The following is an 18,074-nucleotide window of genomic DNA, read 5'->3' as shown; positions in this document are numbered from 1 at the left end:
GGTGCAGGCACGGGTCAAGCTGAGCATAGCCGACGACCGCGGAGCGCCGTTCATGGGCGCGGGGCTCGTGCGGCTCCTGCGCGGCGTCGAGCGCAAGGGCTCCATCCTCCTCGCGGCGCGCGAGATGGGGATGTCCTACGCGAAGGCGCACCGCATCCTCAAGGCGCTCGAGTCGGCCACCGACAAGGAGTTCCTCCTGCGCCGGCGCGGCGGCAACGACCGGGGCGGCGCGCGCCTGACGCCCTACGCGCGGACCTTCGTGGAGCGCTACGAGCGCTTCGAGGCGCGGGTCGCCGACTACGCGCGCCGGGCCTTCGCCCGGGATTTCGCCGGGAGGCACTGATGCCTGTTCTCTCTCATCTCGACGCGCGCGGGAAGGCCCGCATGGTGGACGTGGGCGAGAAGCCCGTCAGCGAGCGCGAGGCCCTCGCGAGCGCCCGGGTCGCGATGCGTCCGGCGACGCGCAAGCTCCTCCTCGCGGGGAAGCTCCCCAAGGGCGACGTGTTCACCGTCGCGAAGACGGCGGCGATCATGGCCGCCAAGCGCACGGGCGAGTGGATCCCGATGTGCCACAACATCCCGCTCGACCTCGTCGAGATCCGCTTCGAGCCCGCGCCGCGCGGCGTGCGCGTGCTCGCCCGGGTCCGCACCCACGCGCGCACGGGGGCGGAGATGGAGGCGTTGACCGCCGCGGCCGCCGCCTGCCTCACCGTCTACGACATGTGCAAGTCCGCGGACCGGGACATGAGCATCGGGGACCTCCAGCTTCTGGAGAAGAAGGGCGGACGCTCGGGCCATTACCGGAGGGGGAGATGAACGCGCTGCGCATCGGGGTCCTGACGGTCAGTGATTCCTCCTTCCGGGGGGAGCGCGAGGACGCGGGCGGACCGGCCATCGTCGAGTGGGCGAAGCGGGTGGGCTGGACCGTCGAGCGCCGGGCGCTTGTTCCCGATGGGACGCGCGAGGCCGGCCGCGTCCTGCGCGCCTGGTGCGATTCGGACCGGCTCGACGCGGTGCTCACTACCGGCGGTACCGGCCTGGGACCGCGCGACCGTACGCCTGAGGCGACAAAGGCCGTCCTGGAGCTGGAAGTTCCCGGCGTCGTCGAGGCGCTCCGGGCCGAAGGCCGCCGCCACACCCCCTACGCCGATCTCTCCCGCGCCCTCTGCGGCGTTCGGGGGAAGACCTTCATCCTCAACCTTCCCGGCAGCCCCCGGGCCCTCACGGAGTCCTTCCCCCTGCTCGAGACCCTCATCCCGCACGCGCTCAAGATGATGGCGGGGGGCTGCCATCCGCCGAAGCCCGCCGCCGCCGCGCGCGGAGGAAAGCGCCGGTGATCCCCGCCGACCGGGCCCTGCGCATCGTGCGGGGAGCCGTGAAGCCCCGCGCCGCCGAGAAGGTCCTCCTGCTCGACTGCGCCGGGCGTGTCCTGGCCGAGGACCTGCGCGCGCGCGCGGACAACCCGCGCTTCGACCACTCCAGCATGGACGGCTACGCGGTCCGTTCCCGGGACACGGCCGGCGCCGCCCGCAAGCCGGTCCTCCTGCGCCTGGCCGGACGCATCGAGGCCGGCGACGGCATGCCGCCGCGCCTGCGCGCGGGCACGGCGGTCCGCATCCTGACCGGCGCCCCCATGCCGCGCGGGGCCGACGCCGTCGTCATGCAGGAGCATACGGCTCTCGCGGGCGACCAGGTCCAAGTGCTCTGCGCGGTCCGCCCGCGAGAGAGCGTGCGCTTCGCCGGCTCGGATGTGCGGCGCGGAGCTCCGCTCCTGTCCCGGGGGAGGCTCCTCGGGGCGCGGGAAACGGCCCTCCTGGCCGGTCAGGGCTTCCGCCTCGTCCCCGTCGTCCTGCGCCCGCGCGCGGCCGTCGTCTCGACCGGCAGCGAGCTCGTGGCCGACGGCGGGCCCCTCGGGTTCGGGCGCATCCGCGACGCCAACGGGCCCGGCCTGCGCGCCGCGCTCCTGCGCGCGGGGGCGCTCGTCGGCGCGCCCGCCGTCGCGGGCGACCGGCTCCCCGCGCTGCGCCGGACCCTGCGCCGCGCCCTCGCCGGTGCCGACCTCGTGCTCGTCAGCGGCGGGGTCTCGGTCGGCGACAAGGACCTCACCCGCGCCGTGCTCGAGGGGCTCGGCGTGAAGACCCGCTTCTGGAGGGTCTCCATCCGGCCGGGCAAGCCGCTCTACTTCGGGACCCGCGGCTCGACCGCGGTCTTCGGCCTGCCGGGGAACCCGGTCTCCGCGTGGGTGTGCTTCGAGGAGTTCGTCCGGCCCGCGCTCGAGCGCATGCTCGCCCTGCCGGAGCGGGAGCCCTGGCCCCTGAGCGGCCGCGTCGAGGCGGACTTCGAAGCCGAGGGACGGCGGAAGCACTACGTGTTCTGCCGCGCTCGGCGCGCGGCGGGGGACTGGAGGCTGCGCCTCATCCCGCAGGACTCGGGCATGACGGCCGCGGCCTGCCGGGGCTCGGCCCTGACGGCCGTCCCGCTGGGAGCGCGCCGCGTGCGCGCGGGCGAGCGCCTGCCCTTCCGGTTCATCGACCTATGAGCGAGGCGCTCGTCGACCGCTTCGGGCGCCGCATCGACTACCTGCGCCTCTCGGTCACCGAGCGCTGCAACATGTCCTGCCCCTACTGCGCGGGCGCGGTCCGCAAGCCCGCCCTCGGCGCACTCAGCGACGGGGAGACCCTCGCCCTCGTCCGGGAGCTGGCCGCGCTCGGGATCCGGCGCGTGCGGGTGACGGGCGGCGAGCCGCTCCTGCGCCCCGGCCTGGAGGAGCTCCTGAGCGGGCTCTCCGAGGTCCCCGGCGTCGAAGACCTCTCCCTGACGACCAATGGGCTGCTCCTGCGCGGCCGCTGCGCGGCCCTGCGCCGCGCGGGCCTGCGCCGCGTCAACGTCAGTCTCGACACCCTCCGCCCGGAGCGCTTTCGCGCCGTCACGGGCGTGGACGGACTCGCGGCGGTGCGTTCCGCGCTCGAGGAGGCCGCCGGCGGCGGCCTCGCCCCGGTCAAGGTGAACATGGTCGTGATGCGCGGGGTCAACGACGACGAGGTCCGGGACTTCGCGCTCCTCACGAAGGCCGCGCCGCTCCACGTGCGCTTCATCGAGCTCATGCCCGTCGGCGGGGACCCCGCCTTCAGCCGCGCCCGCTTCGTGCCGCTCGCCGAGACCCGCGCCGCGCTCGGGACGCTCGAGCCGGTCCCGGCCGCCGGGCGCCCTTCCGGAGGCGGCCCTGCGCAGACGTTCCGCCTGCCCGGCGCCGCGGGCACCCTGGGCTTCATCGGCGCCATGAGCGGGAGCTTCTGCGGGAGCTGCAACCGCCTGCGCCTGACCTCCACGGGACGCCTGCTCTCCTGCCTCGCCGAGAACGGCGAGGGGGCGGACCTCGCCGCGCTCCTGCGCCGGGGCGGCGACCTGCGCGCCGCGGTCCGCGCCGTCGCGGCCGGCAAGTCGGAGCGGCACCGGATGGGGAGCCCCTGCTCCGAGCAGCCGAGCGGGCGCATGTGCGCGGTGGGCGGATGAGCGGGAAGATCGTCGCCGTCTCCCTGAGTGCGCGCCGCGGCGAGAAGAAGACGCCGGTCGCGGAAGCGCTCCTCGTCGCCGAGCGCGGGCTCGAGGGCGACGCTCACGCCGGAGCCGGGCACCGCCAGGTGAGTCTCCTCGCCGCCGAGAGCATCGAGAAGATGCGCGCCGCGGGTCTGCGCGTCGGCCCGGGCGCTTTCGCCGAGAACCTCACGACCGAGGGCATCGACCTTCCCTCGCTCCCGGTCGGTTCCCTCCTGCGGGTCGGGCCCGACGCCGTCCTCGAGATCACGCAGATCGGGAAGGAGTGCCGTCAGCGCTGCGCCATCTACGAGCAGGCGGGCGACTGCGTCATGCCGCGCGAAGGGATCTTCGCGCGGGTGCGGACGGGCGGCCGCGTCCGCCCGGGAGATCGAGTTGAATAGATTCCGCGGCCTTCTCGGCGACGTCCTCGGCGCCTTCGGCGACGCGGGCGTGCTGGTCCCCATCTTCCTCGCGCTCGTCGCCCTCAACGGCCTCCCGCCGGCCCGGGCGCTGATCCTCGTCGGGCTGACCTATCTCGCCGCGGGCGCGTACTTCCGCCTGCCCGTCCCGGTGCAGCCGCTGAAGGCCATGTCGGCCATCGCCATCGCCGCGGGGCTCGACATGTTCGCCATCCGCTCGGCCGCGGTGTGGATGGGCCTCATCCTCGTGACCCTGTCCTGGACGGGGACCATCGAGAGGATCGCCGCCTGGTTCACGCGCCCCATCGTGAAGGGCATCCAGCTCGGAGTGGGTCTGCTCCTGCTCAAGTCGGCGCTCATGCTCGCCTTCCCGGCCGCGGCCCGCGCCCTGCACTCCACCGCGGGGACCGCTCCGCACGGGGTCCTGGGATTCCTGACCGCCTTCTGGGTGCTGGTCCTGCCGCAGATCCCGCTGACGCTCGGGAACTCCGTCTTCGCGACGGCCGACGCCGCTCGGGGCTACTTCGGGGAGGGGACGCGCGCCGACGCGCGCCGCCTCTCCCTCTCCGTCGGCGCGGCGAACCTCGCCGCGGGCCTGCTGGGCGGGATGCCGGTCTGCCACGGCTCGGGAGGTCTGACGGCCCACTACCGCTGCGGAGCGCGCACGGCGCGCGCCACGGCGCTGACGGGGGGGCTCTGCCTGGCGTTGGGGCTGCTCTGCGGCGACGGGGCCGCGGCGGTCCTGCGCGCCGTGCCCTCCTGGGCGCTCGCGCTGCTCCTCGTCTACGTGGGGCTCTGCCACGTCTGGCTGGTGAAGGGTCTCGCCGAGCGGCGCGCCCTCGCGCTGGCGATCGGGGCGATCGGCCTGCTCAGCGGGAACCTGGCCGTCGCGATGGGCTGCGGGCTGCTCCTGGAGCGCGTCTGCGACGGGCTGCTTCAGCCGCGGTTGGCCGCGCGGTAGCGCTCGACGGCCTCGTCGAGCTTCGCGAAGAACTCCCTGAGCAGTCCCTGCTCCCCGTTGGCCACGGCCGCGGCGCTGAGCGCCATCGGGTCGGGGTAGCGGACGCCCCGGTAGTAGATCTCGACCCGGGCGTCCCCATCCGCGGCCGGCGGTCCGATGTACGCCCGGAACGGGCCCCACTCCAGGGTATGGACGGGTCCGACGAGCGCCAGCGGGCCCAGGCGGGCCTCGAGTGCGGCGCGCAGAGCCGCGAGCGTTCGCGGAAGGTGCGCGGTGAAGTTCGCGTAGTTGTAGGAGGAGCGCTCCCCGCGCAGGAGCACGTCGAAGGACTCCGCGCAGATCTCGCTGCGCGCCCTCTCGGAGAGGAGCTCGTCCGTCCGCTGCAGGAAGTAATAGAACCGGTTGGGTCGGCCGTCCGGCATCCTCACTCGCCGGAGCTCGTCGGGGATGTCCGAGAAGTCCGCGTCCATGGCCGCGCGCACCGCGGGGTCGTCGGCGAGGCCGTGCGCGCGGTCCAGGACGTGGCCGAGCTCGTGGAGTACGGCGTTCTCCCAGTAACGGCTGTCCTGCCACTCTCTGCGGCCGCGGAAGACCCCGTCGTCGTCGAGCAGCTCGACGAGCACCTTCTCGGCGACGATGATGAGGTTCTCCTTCTTTCCCCAGGAGTGGAGGCCGCCGAGCGTGTCGTTGACGGGCTGGAGTTCCGGTCGTCCCTGCGTGACGAACTCCTTGATCTGGATGCGATAGCCCAGTTCACGAGCCGAGAACAGCACGCCGGGCGGGAGCCGGGAGACGAGGGCTCGGACCCGCAGGTAGAACTCCTCGGATGCCCCCTCGCGGACGACGAGCGCGTCCAGGGTCGCGTCCTGCGCGAAACGCACCTGGCTCTGCGCCATGGCGGAGGGGACGCGGGGCTCGAAGCGCGGGGCCGCTGCTTGCAGCGGCCCCCTCATCCCCCGGGCCCCCTCCCCCATGTAATGGGCGAGGGGGAGTGAGGGCAGCGAGAGCGAGGGGGCCGCCGTGAGCAGCGGCCCCCTCACCCCCCAGACCCCCTCTCCCATGGGATGGGCGAGGGGGAGGGAAAGCGTGACGGGCGCGAGGGGGACGGCGAGGCGCGGGGTCGGGAGGACGAGGACCTGCGCGGACGCCGGAAGGGCGGCCGCCAGGAGCCCCGCGCACGCGCGGAAAAAGAGCTTCACGAGGATAGTATGGGGGGCGGCGAGAGGGCGGGCATGGCCCGGGTGGGGAAGCGGAGCGCGGCTATGCGGCCCAGTCGGAACTGGGACTATCGTTCCTCTAAGCAGAAGGAGGACGGCGCCGCGCTGCCTAAATACCCTGTGCTCCGGCGGGCGGGCCGGCCGGGCGGCCAGGGGCCTTGCCGTTGGCCTGCTGGAGCATCAGCAGGGTCTGCGCGATGTCCAGGAGAGCTTCCTTCGAGCCGCTGAAGAGGCCGAGGCCCCCGCAGCGCGGGCCGAGCGGGATCTCGTTGGAAAAGTTGGGAGCACGGCCCCCGCGCGTGCTGTATTCGGCGACGGCGACCTCTCCGATGTCCGTGAAGTCGCAGCGCGTCGTCACGGGGCGCGTGTCGGTGGAGAGGATGGAGAGATACTTCCGGTAGGAGAAGTCGATCCCGTCGGGGCGCAGGGCATAGGTGAAGCCGTTCTCCATGCTCGCCGCGGAGAAGGCGCTCTTCTCCAGGAGCATCCCCTTCATCTGGACATCGAGGTCTCGGAGATATTCCGCGGGGGTCTTCTGCGGGAGGCCGCCGGGGGGGAGATGGCGTGCGACGAGGGTGGCGCAGCCGCAGAGGAAGAGCCCGAGGAGGGGGACGACGGCGAGGGCGATCGTTCGGCGCATATGGAGGGGCCTCAAGAACGACGATTGCGCGGCAGCGAGTCGAGCGGTGCCAGACACCCAGGGGTGCCGGGTATCCGGCACCGAGGGGACGCTGCCGCGCCTCCCTGTCAGGGGCCCCACGCGGGAGTGAACGAGTTGCCGGGGGTCTCGACGAGCGGGCGCGGGGCGGAGCCGTCGGCGTCCATGATGAAGGCCTGGCGGCGCTTGTTCCGGGTGCTCGTGAAGACGATGAAGCGGCTGTCGGGGGACCAGGAGGGCTCCTCGTTGGAGCCTTCGCCGTGGGTGAGCTGGATGAGGCGCGTGCCGGTGACGTCGACGAGGAAGATGTCCATCTTGTCGAGGCGGTTCGCACGTCCGGCGAAGGCGATCCACTCGCCGCTCGGCGCCCAGGAGGGGGAGTCGCACCAGTTCATGCGCGTGAGGCGCTTGACGCGGCCGGTGGCGAGCTCCTGGACGTGCACCTGGGGGTTGCCGGCGCGGTCGGAGACGAAGGCGATCTGCTCGCCGTCGGGCGAGAAGGTGGGGGAGGAGTCGACGCCGAAGTGAGAGGTCACGCGGGTGAGCGTCCCGTCGGCGATGCTGAGGACGTGGATGTTGGGGTTCTTCTGGGCGGAGACCGTCACCGCGATGCGGGCGCCGTCGGGCGAGAAGCCGCCGCCGATGTTGAGTCCCTGGCGGTCGGAGAGGACGCGGGCGCCGCCCTTCTCGAGGTCGTAGAGGTAGAGGTCGGGGTTGCCGGCCTTATAGCTCGTGAACGCGAGCTTCTTCCCGTCGGGGCTCCACCGGGGGAAGAGCGTGATGGCGCGGAAGGCCGTCGCCTTGCGGAGGTTCTCCCCGTCGTAATCGACGAGGTAGAGCTCCTTGCTGCCGCTCGCATCGTTGACGAAGGCGACCTGCGTGTGGGCGATGCCGGGGCGGCCGGAGAGCTGCTTGACGAGGTCGTCGGCCACGCGGTGGGCGAGCGAGCGGGCGTAGCGCTCGTTCTGGCGGTAGTAGCGCTCGAGGAGGGTCTCGCCGGAGGCGGTGTCCCGCAGGCGCACGCTCAGCGCGACCTGGTCCTGGACCTTGGAGGCCTTCGCGGTGAGCAGGAAGGCCGCTCCGGCCGTGCGCCAGGCCAGGAGCTCCTGCTCGTCCTGCCCGGTCGACGGGGCGGGTCCCTTCTCGATGATGTCGAAGTAGCGCGAGGCGAGCAGGTCGGCGCGCAGGGTCTCGCGCAGCTTCCGGCCGGTTTCGGCGTCGTCGAGCCGTCCGGGGTCCTCGGAGAGGAAGGCGGGGAGGCCGAGCGCGCGCTGCGCCCCCTCGCGGGCGCCCTCGACGCCGATGTAGACCTCGGCGGCGCGCGCGGGAGCGGCGAACAGGAGCAGGCCGGCCAGGAGCGCGAGCGTCACTTCGCCTTCGGGGCGGCGGGAGCCCGGGGCGCGGCTTTCCCGGCCTTGTCGAGTCCCTTCAGGAGCTGGGGCGCGACCTTCGCCTCGGGGCTGTTCGGGAAGTCTTCGGCGACGGACTGGAGGTAGCGGCGCGCCTCGTCGGGGTGGACCTTCAGCTCGATGAGGCAGGAGGCGTACTTGAGCCGCGCCGAAGGCGTGAGGTCGCTCTTGGGGAACTGGTCGAGGACGAGCGCGTACTGCCGCGCGGCCTGCTCGTACTTCTTCTGGGCGAACCAGGCCTGGCCGAGGTAGTAGGTCGCGAGGTCGGCGACCTCGCCCTTGGGATATTTCTGAAGGTAGAGCCCGAAGCCCTGGGCGGCGAGGTCGTACTTCTTGCCGTTGAGCTGAACGAGCGCGGAGTGGTAGATCTGGCTCGGCGAGGGACCGGAGGCCGACTGCTCGGCCTTCTTCTTGTCGTCCTCGGCCTTCTTCTGCTCGTCTTCGGCGCGCTTCTGCTCCTGCGCGAGGAGCTGCTTCTGCTGGGCCGAGATGGACTCGCCGACCGCGGAGACCTTGGCCCCCAGGGCCGCGCCCAGGTCGTCGAGCTTCGAGGAGAGCGCCGAGTTGCTCTGCTGGGTGTCCTTGAGCGACTCGTTGAGGACGCTGATCTGGCTATGGACGTCGTCGAGCTTGACGGCCAGGTCGGCCTGGTTCGACTGCAGGGTGTTGAGGGTCTTCTTGAGGCCCTGGATCTGGACGGTCAGCGAGTCGGTCTGCGCGGAGAGGTCGAGGATGTCCTTCTGCGTGGCGACGCAGCCCGAGAACAGGAGCGCCGCGGAGAACGCCGCGAGGGAGCGCGGGGGCTTCACTGGGCGGTGGAGGACGACGCCGTGCGCGCGCGGACCTTGGTCTCCGCGCGGCGGTTCTGGCCCCAGCATCCTTCGTCGCTGCGGGTGCAGGAGGGACGCTCCTTGCCGAAGGAGATGGTCCCGACGCGCTTGCCGTTGACGCCGAGGCGCAGCATGTAGTCGCGCGCCTCCTTGGCGCGCTTCTGGCCGAGCGCGAGGTTGTACTCGACGGTGCCGCGCTCGTCGGTGTGGCCTTCGACGAGGACCTCGAGGTCGCCGTGCGCCTTGAGGTAGTCGGCGTTGGCCTTGAGCGTCTCGCGCGCGGCGTCGTCGAGCGCGTAGCTGTCGTAGTCGAAGCGGACGGGCTGGAGGTCGCCGACGGCGACGTACTCCTTGCCTCGGATGGCCGCTTCCTCGACGTCGACGCCGGGGGCTCCGGCGGAGAGCGAGGAGTCCTCGGAGCCCTCGGCTCCGGAGGATCGGGCGTTGGCCTTGAGGGCCTTCTTGGGGGCGCAGGCGGCTCCCGCAAGGGCGAAGCCCAGGGCCAGCAGAAGACTGAGTCGCAGAGTGGGGTGTCGCATGGACCCATCATAGCCATCCCCGAGGGTGGCTGTCAACGAAGGAGACGGGGGTCCCCGTCGAGGATTCCCGGCAGGCGTCCCTTGACAGGCGGGGGGGAGGGCGCAATAATCCATTAAAGGAAGAGCGGAGATGAGCGAACAGGAGAAGGACCCGGGGGCACCGGACTACAAGGGCTGGGGGGAGCGTCTCCTCTACGACCCGCGCGTCTTCATGGGCGCGACCTCGGCGCTCGCCCTCGCGGTGCTCGTGGCGTGGGGCGTGCGCGGGAACCGCGCGTCCCGCAGCGAGCCCGCCCCGCTCCCCGAGACCGCCGCTCAAGCGCAGGCGCGGCGGGGCTTCTTCGCTCCGCCGAAGGTCCTCTCCTCGGAGCTCGCTTCCGCGCGCGCCACGGCCGTCCCCGCCGAAGCCTCGATGGTCCGCCGCGGGGCGGGAGGGACGGCCATCGGCGTCGCGTCTTCGGCCGAGCCCGTGCGGAGCATCCGCGAGCTGACGGGCAAGACCCTCGAGGGGACCCCCGCGGCCGGGGCCGCGGTGCCGGCGACCACCGGGGCGTCCCTCGACGAACGCATCCAGGAGGCGATCCGGGACCACGAGAAGGAGGAGCCCAAGGTCCCCGAGGCGGACGGCCCCATCGAGGGCAAGCCGCCTCTGCGGCCGCTCGACCGATTCACGAACTCCGGCTTCGTCCCGACCGGCGGCGCAGGGGGAGGCGCCTCCGCTCCCGGCGCGGCGGCGCCGCAGGCCCCGGAGGGCAAGCCGGTCCTGCAGGCGACGGGCGCGACCTCCTCCGCCCGCGCCGCCCGGACGCGGGCGTTCTTCCGACCATCGGCCGGGACGCGCGCTCTTCCGTCCCCCGGCGCTCAGTCGCTCTTCTCCGGGAGCACGCTCAAAGGTTCCGGCGAAGCGGGCGCACCCGCTTCGAGGGCCGCTTCGGGCGGACGCGGCGAGCGCCTCTCCATGGTCGGCGGCCCGACCTCGGCGGCGGAGACGCTGCCCGCGATGGCCTCCGTCAACCGCGGAGGAGGGGGCGGCGGGACGTCGACGGGAGGATCCTCCGAGAAGGAGGTGAAGCCCGCCACGAAGGCCCACATCCTCGCGGAGGCGGACAAGCGGCGCGCCCTGGCCGAGCGCTACAAGGCCGCCGTGGTCCTGCCGCTGGTGAAGGCCGAATGGTCGGAGGCCGCGTTCCCGCAGCTCCAGGAGCAGACGCGCCAGGCGGAGGTCCGTCTGCGCGGGCTCGACTCCGCGCTCATCGCCGCCCTCCCGCGCTTCGGCGACCGTCCCGACGTCGTCGCGGCCTTCAACGAACTCCACCTGATGCTGTCCGGCGACGGCCGCGACGACATCGGCGGCAACATGGCCGGCCGGCTCCGGATGTCCCAGGACCGCATCACCTCCGGGCTCCAGGACGTCGCGCTGCTCCCGGTGGGCTGCTCCTATGCCGTCCAGGTCCTCCAGCCCCGCGCCGGGAATCCGAGCTTCCCGCGCGCGGCCGTGCAGGACCTCCCGGCCCTCGGGGTCGGCCTCATCCCGGCGGGCTCCTCGACGCATCCGCAGCAGCGGATCTGGGGAGGGACCATCGACTACGCGGACGACTGCGTCGGCCTGCGACAGGCGAACAACTGCGCGTCGGGGGTGCTGAGCAGCGAGTCCGTGCACGACAGCGCCCGCAGCGCGCACAAGGAGCTCGACTACGCGGCCCGCCAGAGCTACAACGTGCGCGTCCAGGCCCTGACGGCCTCCGAGGCCGTGCCGCAGCAGCTCGCGCCCCTGGAGGCGGCCCTGCGCCGCACGGACCCGGTCCGCGCCGACGAGCTGCGCGCGCTCGGCGCGCGCGCGCGCGCCGACCTCTCGGGCGCGGCGGCGCTGCTGCCCGACCCGCCCGCGCTCTCCCGAGCGCTCGGCCTCTCGGCGGTCGGCGCCGCGGCCGAAGCGGCGCGCGGCGAGGTCCGCGCGCTGCGCGACGCGCTCAACGGCGAATACCGCAGCTATCCCGATACCCGCAACCGCCAGAACGCCTCGCTCGCGACCAACGAGTCCTTCGACGGCGCGCAGGGGGCGGCCAACACCCTCGCCGGCTACCCCGGCGCGGCCGGCCAGCCGCTCAAGGGGCTCGTGCAGTCGGGCGAGGAGTCGGTGCGGACCCTCGTCGGGCTCTGCGACGCCTATCATTCGATGTACGCCCTCGCCGGCGACGTGAAATAGCCGGGATCCCCCCGGGATTCCGGCGAGACCGGGAGCGCCATTTTGTAGACTCTACCCGTGACCCCCGCGACCACCCACGACGCCCTCGAGGAATCGCTCTCGCGCGTGCGCTCGGCCATGGGCCGGCGGATCGCCCGGCTCGGGGAACGGGTCGGCGACCAGCTCGCCGGCTACGTCGGGCGGCCGGGCAAGATGCTGCGCTCGCGCTATGCGCTGCTGCTCGGGGCCGCGCTGGGGACCCCGGCCGAGCAGACCGAGCGCGCCGCCTGCGCCGTCGAGCTCCTCCACAACGCCTCGCTCCTCCATGACGACTGCGTGGACTTCGCCGAGCTCCGGCGGGGGGAAGGGACGCCCAACGGACTCTTCGGCTCGACGACCGGCATCCTCCTCGGCGACCTGGCCTTCGCCGAGGGCCTCGACGAGGCCTTCGAACTCTCGGGGTCCTGCGCCCGCGCGCTCATCGACACCGCGCGCGAGATGACCGCCGGGGAGCTGCAGGAGGAGTTCCTGCGAGGAAGTCTCCACGTCTCGGTCGAGGGCTACTACGGGATCGCCGCGCGCAAGACCGCCGCCCTCTTCGAGTGGACCGGCGCCGCGCTCTCCGAGCTGAGCCCGCGCCCGCACCGCCGCGAGGACCCGCCGCGCCTCGGGCGCGCGGTCGGCGTGCTGCTCCAGGTCATCGACGACGTCCACGACTTCACGCTCGACCGGGAGACCGCCGGCAAGGAGCGCGGGCAGGACTTCGTGCTCGGCAAGCTCACGCTGCCCTGCCTCCTCGCGCTCGACGACCGCGCCCTTCGGCCGCGCTTCCTCGCGCTCTGGGAGCGCAGCCCCCGCGACCGCGCCGCGGTCGACGCCGTCGTCTCCCTCCTCGAGGAGGGCGGCTGCCTGGCGGGAGCGCGGAAGGCGGCGCGCGGCCTGCGCGCTTCGATGGACCCGCTGCTCGCGGGCCTGCCGGCGCGGGACGCCGTGCCGCCGCTCGCGGCTTTCCTCGACGCGATGCTGACGAGGGAGTTTTGAGCCGCTACGAACGGCTGGTCCGCCAGGCCTGGCGCAGCGGCGAGTACCGCGCCGAGGACGCGTCCGGGGGCGGGACCCTGCGCGAGGACGGAGAGGCCCAGCGCGCGCGCCTGCGCGTGAAGATGGAATGGATCGTCGAGCGCGAAGGCTGGCGTCCCTCCGCCCGCGCGGGCTCCGGCCTGCGCCTGGCGCCCCACGCGCGCTGGCGCGCCGAGGGCGCCGAGGGCCTGCTCTACGACACCCGGGCCGAACGCGTCTGGCGCGTGAGCGGTGCGGGCGCGGCCGTCCTGGGGGCGCTGGAATCCTGCGCGGACGAGGCCGTCCTGCTTGCGGGGCTGCGGGGCCGGTTCCGCGACGAGAGCGGCGACCTCGAGCGCGACGCCCGCGCGTTCCTCTCGGACCTGCGCTCGCGCGGACTGCTGGAGGGCTAGGCACTCCCTTATGATGGCACAGAAGATCCTTATCGTCGACGACAACGAGGACTGGAACGCGCTGGTCCAGCTCTGGCTCAAGAACGCCGGCTACCAGGACCTCTTCATCGCGGGCAACGGCGCCGACGCGGTCGCGCTCGCGCGCAAGGCGCTGCCCGACTGCATCCTCCTCGACCTCGTCCTGCCCGACATCGACGGGCTCGAGGTCTGCAAGACGATCCGCTCCATCCCGGCGCTCGGCAAGACCCCCATCGTGATGCTCACCGCGCACCGCAAGGACAAGATCATGGGGCTCGAGTACGGGGCCGACTACTTCGTCCAGAAGTCGGAGAACCCCGCCGAACTCCTCGCCACCCTGCGCGCGGTGTTCCGCCGCCGCGAGCTCGACAGCAACGTCTACCGCAAGGAGGACGTCTCGCTGAACATGGAGAGCCGCGAGGTCTTCTTCCACGAGGTCCACGTCGTGACGCTGACCCCGAAGACCTTCGAGCTGTTCTACTGCCTGCTCGAGCGCAGCCCCGAGCCCGTCCACAAGGACATCCTCTTCTCCGCGGTGGAGGGGAAGAAGAAGCCCGAGCTCTCCCGCGCCCTGGACATCCTCATGAACCGCCTGCGCAAGGGCCTGCCGGTCCTGCTCCAGCGCCGGATCAAGGCGGTCAAGGGCTTCGGCTACGTGTACATCCGACCCCACGAGTGAACGCGTTCCTCCTCCTGCCGGGACTCCTCCTCGTCTGCGGCGCCCGCGGCGAGGGACCGTCTCCGCGCGTCCTGCCCGCCGCCGCCGAGCCGTTGGCGCCGTGCGTGCGCCGTACCTCGGGGGGGTGGCGCGAGCCCGCGACGCTCGACGCCCTGCGCCTGTGCCAGGGGCGGCTGCGCTCGAGATGGATCGCCGGTCACGAGCGCGCGAAAGGCCGCGCTCCCGACGGGAAGGCGCTCGACGAGCTCGACGACTTCCAGCGCTCCGAGGTCCGCGGCTACCTCGCCCGGCACCCCGAGCGCGCGCACGTCGAGGAGGCCCCGGAGAAGCCCGCGCGGGAGACCGCTCCTCCGAGCGCGGATAAGACCGGGCCGGCCGCGGCGCCGGGCCTCAAGGAGCTCGGAGCCGCGCTCGAGGGCTCCTCGGAGGGCGGGAAACGCGGGATCACCCCCGAGGGGGCCCGGCAGGTCGTCGAGTATCTGACCCGCCAGCAGGGCGGCGTCTCACCCGACATGAAGCTCCTGCTCGACAGCGTCTCCCGCGACGGACCCCGCCTCCAGCACGACACGATGCTGCGCCTCAAGCGCGCCGCGCGCGAGGCGAAGGGCGCAGGCCTCGAGCTCGGCGTCGAACCGGGACTCGAGCGCTGGCTGCTCGACCCGGCGCAGGACCCGCCCGAGGATCCTTCGGGACCGAACACGCCTCCGGCGACGAACTAGCCTGGAATCTTCAGTTGGACGCGGAATTCCACCGTCGGACTGCCCTCGGCCTCCTCCATCTCGGTCCTACGCGCCGACTGAAGATCCCAGGCAACGTCCTTCCCGCCGGACTTCGCCCCGGGGCTCCGCTAAAATTGATACGCTCTGTCACCCCAGAGGGGTTCCCGCATGATGAAAGGTGAGAGGGACGTCATCCGTCTGTTCGCCGAGGCGATCGACTCGGGCGCGAGCGCCGCGCTCGTCACCGTCGTCTCGATGCAGGGGAGCACCCCCCGCGACGCGGGCGCGCGCATGATCGTCTACGCCGACGGCTCCGCGGTCGGCACGGTGGGCGGGGGGAAGCTCGAGGCCTTGAGCATCCGCGACGCCGTGAAGGCGATCGGAGAGGGGAGCAGCCGCAAGGCCGCCTACGACCTCAAGCCTGAGGGCACGGGGATGGTCTGCATGGGGCGCGTCGAGGTCTTCATCGACGTCCAGGTCCGCGAGCTCGGGCTCCTCATCCTCGGGGCCGGGCATGTCGGGGAGCGCCTGGCCGCGCTGGCCGCGGCCGCCGGCGTCCCCTGCGACGTGGCCGATGAGCGCGCGGAGTTCGCCAACCGCGAGAGCTTCCCTTCCGCGGGACGCGTCCTCGTCGAGCGGCCCGACCGGGCCGTCCGCAGCGCGAAGCCCGACGCCCGCACCTACGTCGTCATCGTGACCCGCGGACACGAGCTCGACGCCGAATGCCTCGCCGCGGCGCTCAAGAGCGACGCCGCCTACATCGGGATGATCGGCAGCCGTTCCAAGGTCCCCACCGTGTTCCGCGGGCTCAACCGCAAGGGGCTGCATCCGGAGCGCGACCCCCGCGTGCACGCGCCCATCGGGCTCGACCTCGGAGGAAAGAGCCCGGGCGCCATCGCCGTCTCCATCCTCGCGGAGATCCTGAAGGTCCATCATCGCCGCGGCGGCGGGCATCTCGCCCTGCGCGGCCGAGAGGCCGGCCGGGGATGAACCGCCGCCTGGCCGCGGCGCTCTGCGCGCTCGCCTTCGCCGTCCTCGCCTTCCTGCTCCTGCGCCGGCTCTCCGATTTCCCCGGCCTGCACGGCGACGAGGCCTGGGTCGGTCTCTACGCCGTGCGCATCCTCAAGGGAGGGCTCTACTCTCCCCATGAGATGAACACCTATACCGGTCCGCTCTACGGCTGGCTCCTCTCCGGAGTCTACCGCCTGCTGGGGGCCAGCGTCTTCTCCCTGCGGCTGCCGGGGGCGCTGCTGAACCTGTTCGCCGCCGGGCTCCTCGCGGGACACTTCTGGCGGCGCGAGGGGCCGCGCTCCTCGCTGCTCTGGCTCGCGCTCCTCCTGGGCTCCCCGCTCTTCCTGCTCAAGTCCCGCGTGGCCTGGGAGGTCTACGCGCTGCAGCCGCTGCTGCTCGCGCTCGTGTTCGCCGCGTCCCGGCGCGCGCTCGACGACGACGGCGGAGGGACGCGCAACGCCCTGCTCTTCCTCGCCGCCTGCCACCTGGGAGTCCTCAACCACTTCATCTTCTCCAGCGTGCCGGTCTCGCTGCTGGCCTACGCGGCCTTCCGTTCCATCCTCCAGCGGGATGCCCGCGCGCTCGACCTGCTCGCGCTGGCGGCGTATGCGTCCCTCCAGACGCTTCTCGTCGGGACGCTCAAGCCGCGGGTCGGCGATGCTTTCTGGCTGGAGCATCGCGCGCCGCTCTGCGCGGCCTGGCTGTCGCTGCCCTTCCTGGGAGGCGCGCTCTACCGCGGACTGCGCTCGCGCTGGCTCCCCGCGCTCGGAGTCCTCGCGACCCGGGCGGCCGCGCTGCCGGAGCGCGTCTTCTCCTCGGCGAGAGTCGTCGTCTGCGTCGGGTTCGCCGCCTTCGTCTTCTTCCATTGGATCGCGTTCATGCAGATCCTCTCGGGAGTCTCGGTCTTCATGCGCCTGACGTCCTGGGAGCCGTCCCTGTTCCTGGCCGTGCCGCTCTACGCGGGGGCCGGGCTGAGCATGGTCGTCCTGTTCTCCGAAGGCCTGCGGGCGCTCTATTCCCGGGAGGTCCCGGAGGGCCCCCGGGGGGTCGCGCTCTGGTTCCTCTGCTACGCGGCGGCCTTCCCGCTGTTCCGGACGCACAGCACGATCCGCTACTACATCCTGCCGGCCTTCCTCGCGCTGGCCGCTCTCGCGGTCCTGCTTCCTCCGCTGCTCGAGCGCCGCGCCGGCGCCCGGGCGGCGCTCTTCGCGGGCCTGTTGTGCCTGTTCACGCTCTCCGTGAAGGAGAGCTCCATGTCCGGCGTCCGCTTCCCGGTCAGCTTCCACGTCGGCTGGCGCTGGGAGAACTCGGGAGACTTCCTCCCGAAGAAGGGGCTCTACGATGAAATCAGCTCCCTGGGCTATTGCGAGTTCCACCCGGACAGCTTCATCGGGCTGCCGATGATCTTCTATTTGAACACCGAGAAGCGGGACTGTTCGCGCAGCGAGACCGTCCGCATCGAGGTCTGTCCGTCCTGCCCGCGTCCCTATTTCCGATGGGAGGCCCCGGGGAGATGAGCGGAGTCCTGCTGAGCGTCGTCCTGCCGACTTACAACGAGGCCGCGAACGTGCCGCTCATCGTCGAGCGGCTCGAGCGCGCGCTCCAGGGGATCCCGCACGAGACCATCGTCGCCGACGACGACTCCCCCGACGGGACCTGGCGGATCGCCTCCGAGCTGTCCGCCCGCTATCCCGCCCTGCGCAGCCTGCGCCGGACGCGCGAACGCGGGCTCTACCCGGCCGTCCTCGAGGCCTTCGCGCTCGCGCGGGGGGAGTACCTGGCCGTCCTGGACGCGGACCTCCAGCACGACGAGAGCCGGCTCCCCGCCATGCTCGAGCTCGCCCGCGCGCGCGGACTCCAGCTCGTGGTCGGCTCCCGGCACGCGCCGGGCGGCGGCATCGAAGGGTGGGGCCGCACGCGTCGACTCATCAGCCGCGCCGCGAACCTGCTCTCCTCGCTGCTGCTCTCCCGCGGCTCCAGCGACCTCATGAGCGGCTTCTTCCTCGTCGAGCGCAGCGCCTTCCTGGCCGCGGCGCCCCGTCTGACGCCGAAGGGCTTCAAGATCCTCATGGACCTGCTGCAGAACCTTCCCCCGGGCGCGCAGACCGGAGAGGTGGGCTACGTCTTCCGTCCGCGGACCCTGGGGGAGAGCAAGCTCGACGCGCGGGTGGCCGGACAGTTCTTCGCCGCCCTGGCCGGGCTCTCGCTCAAGCGGTTCGCTCGCCGCTGATCCGACGGTTCAGCGGCGAGCGAGGGTGAGTTTAAGCCGAACCCACGACCTCGTAGACCTGCCCGTCCCAGGAACCGTAGATGGGGGGCTGGTCCTCGGGAATCGCCAAGACCAACGGCATCCCTTCCCGGATATCCAACACCAGCAGATTCTCATCCATTAGGTCCATACGCCACCCCAGTACGCTCGA

General features: G+C 72.4%; 20 protein-coding genes. 15 read left to right on the top strand and 5 right to left on the bottom strand.

Annotation, left to right across the window (positions count from 1 at the left end):
- Position 1 precedes the first annotated feature (1 nt).
- Genes WC969_02050 through WC969_02020 form a run of 7 tightly spaced genes read left to right on the top strand, consistent with a single transcriptional unit; the run spans position 2 to position 4,917 of the window.
- A complete protein-coding gene (locus WC969_02050) occupies positions 2-343 on the top strand; it encodes a LysR family transcriptional regulator (protein MFA6028616.1) in 342 nt (113 codons plus the stop codon).
- A complete protein-coding gene (gene moaC / locus WC969_02045; GenBank protein ID MFA6028615.1) occupies positions 343-816 on the top strand; it encodes a cyclic pyranopterin monophosphate synthase MoaC in 474 nt (157 codons plus the stop codon). The genes WC969_02050 and moaC overlap by 1 nt, the downstream gene beginning before the upstream one ends.
- On the top strand, positions 813-1,337 hold the full coding sequence (locus WC969_02040) for a MogA/MoaB family molybdenum cofactor biosynthesis protein (protein ID MFA6028614.1): 525 nt from the start codon (positions 813-815) through the stop codon (positions 1,335-1,337). The genes moaC and WC969_02040 overlap by 4 nt, the downstream gene beginning before the upstream one ends.
- Positions 1,334-2,539, top strand: coding sequence for a gephyrin-like molybdotransferase Glp (gene glp / locus WC969_02035; protein MFA6028613.1), 1,206 nt, complete (start codon positions 1,334-1,336; stop codon positions 2,537-2,539). The genes WC969_02040 and glp overlap by 4 nt, the downstream gene beginning before the upstream one ends.
- Positions 2,536-3,513, top strand: coding sequence for a GTP 3',8-cyclase MoaA (moaA, locus tag WC969_02030; GenBank protein MFA6028612.1), 978 nt, complete (start codon positions 2,536-2,538; stop codon positions 3,511-3,513). The genes glp and moaA overlap by 4 nt, the downstream gene beginning before the upstream one ends.
- A complete protein-coding gene (locus tag WC969_02025; GenBank protein ID MFA6028611.1) occupies positions 3,510-3,938 on the top strand; it encodes an MOSC domain-containing protein in 429 nt (142 codons plus the stop codon). The genes moaA and WC969_02025 overlap by 4 nt, the downstream gene beginning before the upstream one ends.
- Positions 3,931-4,917, top strand: a complete 987-nt coding sequence (locus WC969_02020) for a putative sulfate/molybdate transporter (protein MFA6028610.1) — start codon at positions 3,931-3,933, stop codon at positions 4,915-4,917. Before WC969_02025 ends, WC969_02020 begins: the two co-directional genes overlap by 8 nt.
- On the opposite strand, the gene WC969_02015 is transcribed toward WC969_02020, so the two are convergent.
- From WC969_02015 to pal, 5 genes are all read right to left on the bottom strand, one after another.
- Positions 4,893-6,116: a hypothetical protein gene (locus WC969_02015; protein ID MFA6028609.1), complete on the bottom strand. Its 1,224-nt coding sequence runs from the start codon at positions 6,114-6,116 to the stop codon at positions 4,893-4,895. The genes WC969_02020 and WC969_02015 overlap by 25 nt on opposite strands.
- Before the next feature lie 127 nt (positions 6,117-6,243).
- The gene (locus tag WC969_02010; protein MFA6028608.1) at positions 6,244-6,774 is read right to left on the bottom strand and encodes a hypothetical protein; all 531 of its coding nucleotides are present in this window, start codon (positions 6,772-6,774) and stop codon (positions 6,244-6,246) included.
- A gap of 107 nt (positions 6,775-6,881) precedes the next feature.
- Positions 6,882-8,162 carry a Tol-Pal system beta propeller repeat protein TolB gene (gene tolB / locus WC969_02005; GenBank protein MFA6028607.1) on the bottom strand — a complete coding sequence of 427 codons (1,281 nt, stop codon included), beginning with the start codon at positions 8,160-8,162 and terminating at the stop codon, positions 6,882-6,884.
- Positions 8,159-9,010: a tol-pal system protein YbgF gene (gene ybgF / locus WC969_02000; GenBank protein MFA6028606.1), complete on the bottom strand. Its 852-nt coding sequence runs from the start codon at positions 9,008-9,010 to the stop codon at positions 8,159-8,161. The genes tolB and ybgF overlap by 4 nt, the downstream gene beginning before the upstream one ends.
- Positions 9,007-9,570 (bottom strand): peptidoglycan-associated lipoprotein Pal, encoded by a 564-nt coding sequence (pal, locus tag WC969_01995; protein MFA6028605.1) that lies wholly within the window; start codon positions 9,568-9,570, stop codon positions 9,007-9,009. Before pal ends, ybgF begins: the two co-directional genes overlap by 4 nt.
- Before the next feature lie 130 nt (positions 9,571-9,700).
- On the opposite strand from pal, the gene WC969_01990 reads away from it, so the two are divergent.
- The 8 genes from WC969_01990 to WC969_01955 all read left to right on the top strand — a co-directional run bounded on the left by WC969_01990 (position 9,701) and on the right by WC969_01955 (position 17,884).
- Entirely contained in the window at positions 9,701-11,776 is a 2,076-nt protein-coding gene (locus WC969_01990; GenBank protein MFA6028604.1) for a hypothetical protein, read from the top strand.
- Between the two features lie 57 nt (positions 11,777-11,833).
- On the top strand, positions 11,834-12,796 hold the full coding sequence (locus WC969_01985) for a polyprenyl synthetase family protein (protein MFA6028603.1): 963 nt from the start codon (positions 11,834-11,836) through the stop codon (positions 12,794-12,796).
- Positions 12,793-13,227 (top strand): PqqD family protein, encoded by a 435-nt coding sequence (locus WC969_01980; GenBank protein ID MFA6028602.1) that lies wholly within the window; start codon positions 12,793-12,795, stop codon positions 13,225-13,227. The genes WC969_01985 and WC969_01980 overlap by 4 nt, the downstream gene beginning before the upstream one ends.
- 13 nt (positions 13,228-13,240) lie before the next feature.
- Positions 13,241-13,924, top strand: a complete 684-nt coding sequence (locus WC969_01975; protein ID MFA6028601.1) for a response regulator transcription factor — start codon at positions 13,241-13,243, stop codon at positions 13,922-13,924.
- Positions 13,921-14,643: a hypothetical protein gene (locus WC969_01970; GenBank protein ID MFA6028600.1), complete on the top strand. Its 723-nt coding sequence runs from the start codon at positions 13,921-13,923 to the stop codon at positions 14,641-14,643. The genes WC969_01975 and WC969_01970 overlap by 4 nt, the downstream gene beginning before the upstream one ends.
- Before the next feature lie 168 nt (positions 14,644-14,811).
- Positions 14,812-15,633: an XdhC/CoxI family protein gene (locus WC969_01965; protein ID MFA6028599.1), complete on the top strand. Its 822-nt coding sequence runs from the start codon at positions 14,812-14,814 to the stop codon at positions 15,631-15,633.
- Positions 15,630-17,171 (top strand): glycosyltransferase family 39 protein, encoded by a 1,542-nt coding sequence (locus tag WC969_01960; protein MFA6028598.1) that lies wholly within the window; start codon positions 15,630-15,632, stop codon positions 17,169-17,171. Before WC969_01965 ends, WC969_01960 begins: the two co-directional genes overlap by 4 nt.
- Positions 17,168-17,884, top strand: coding sequence for a polyprenol monophosphomannose synthase (locus WC969_01955; GenBank protein ID MFA6028597.1), 717 nt, complete (start codon positions 17,168-17,170; stop codon positions 17,882-17,884). The genes WC969_01960 and WC969_01955 overlap by 4 nt, the downstream gene beginning before the upstream one ends.
- Positions 17,885-18,074 lie beyond the last annotated feature (190 nt).

It is taken from the genome of Elusimicrobiota bacterium (assembly GCA_041660925.1).
Classification (GTDB): Bacteria; Elusimicrobiota; Elusimicrobia; order UBA1565; family UBA1565; genus JBAZUV01.
Note: the sequence above shows the minus strand (reverse complement) of the source record. Positions and strands in the feature narration are given on the sequence as shown.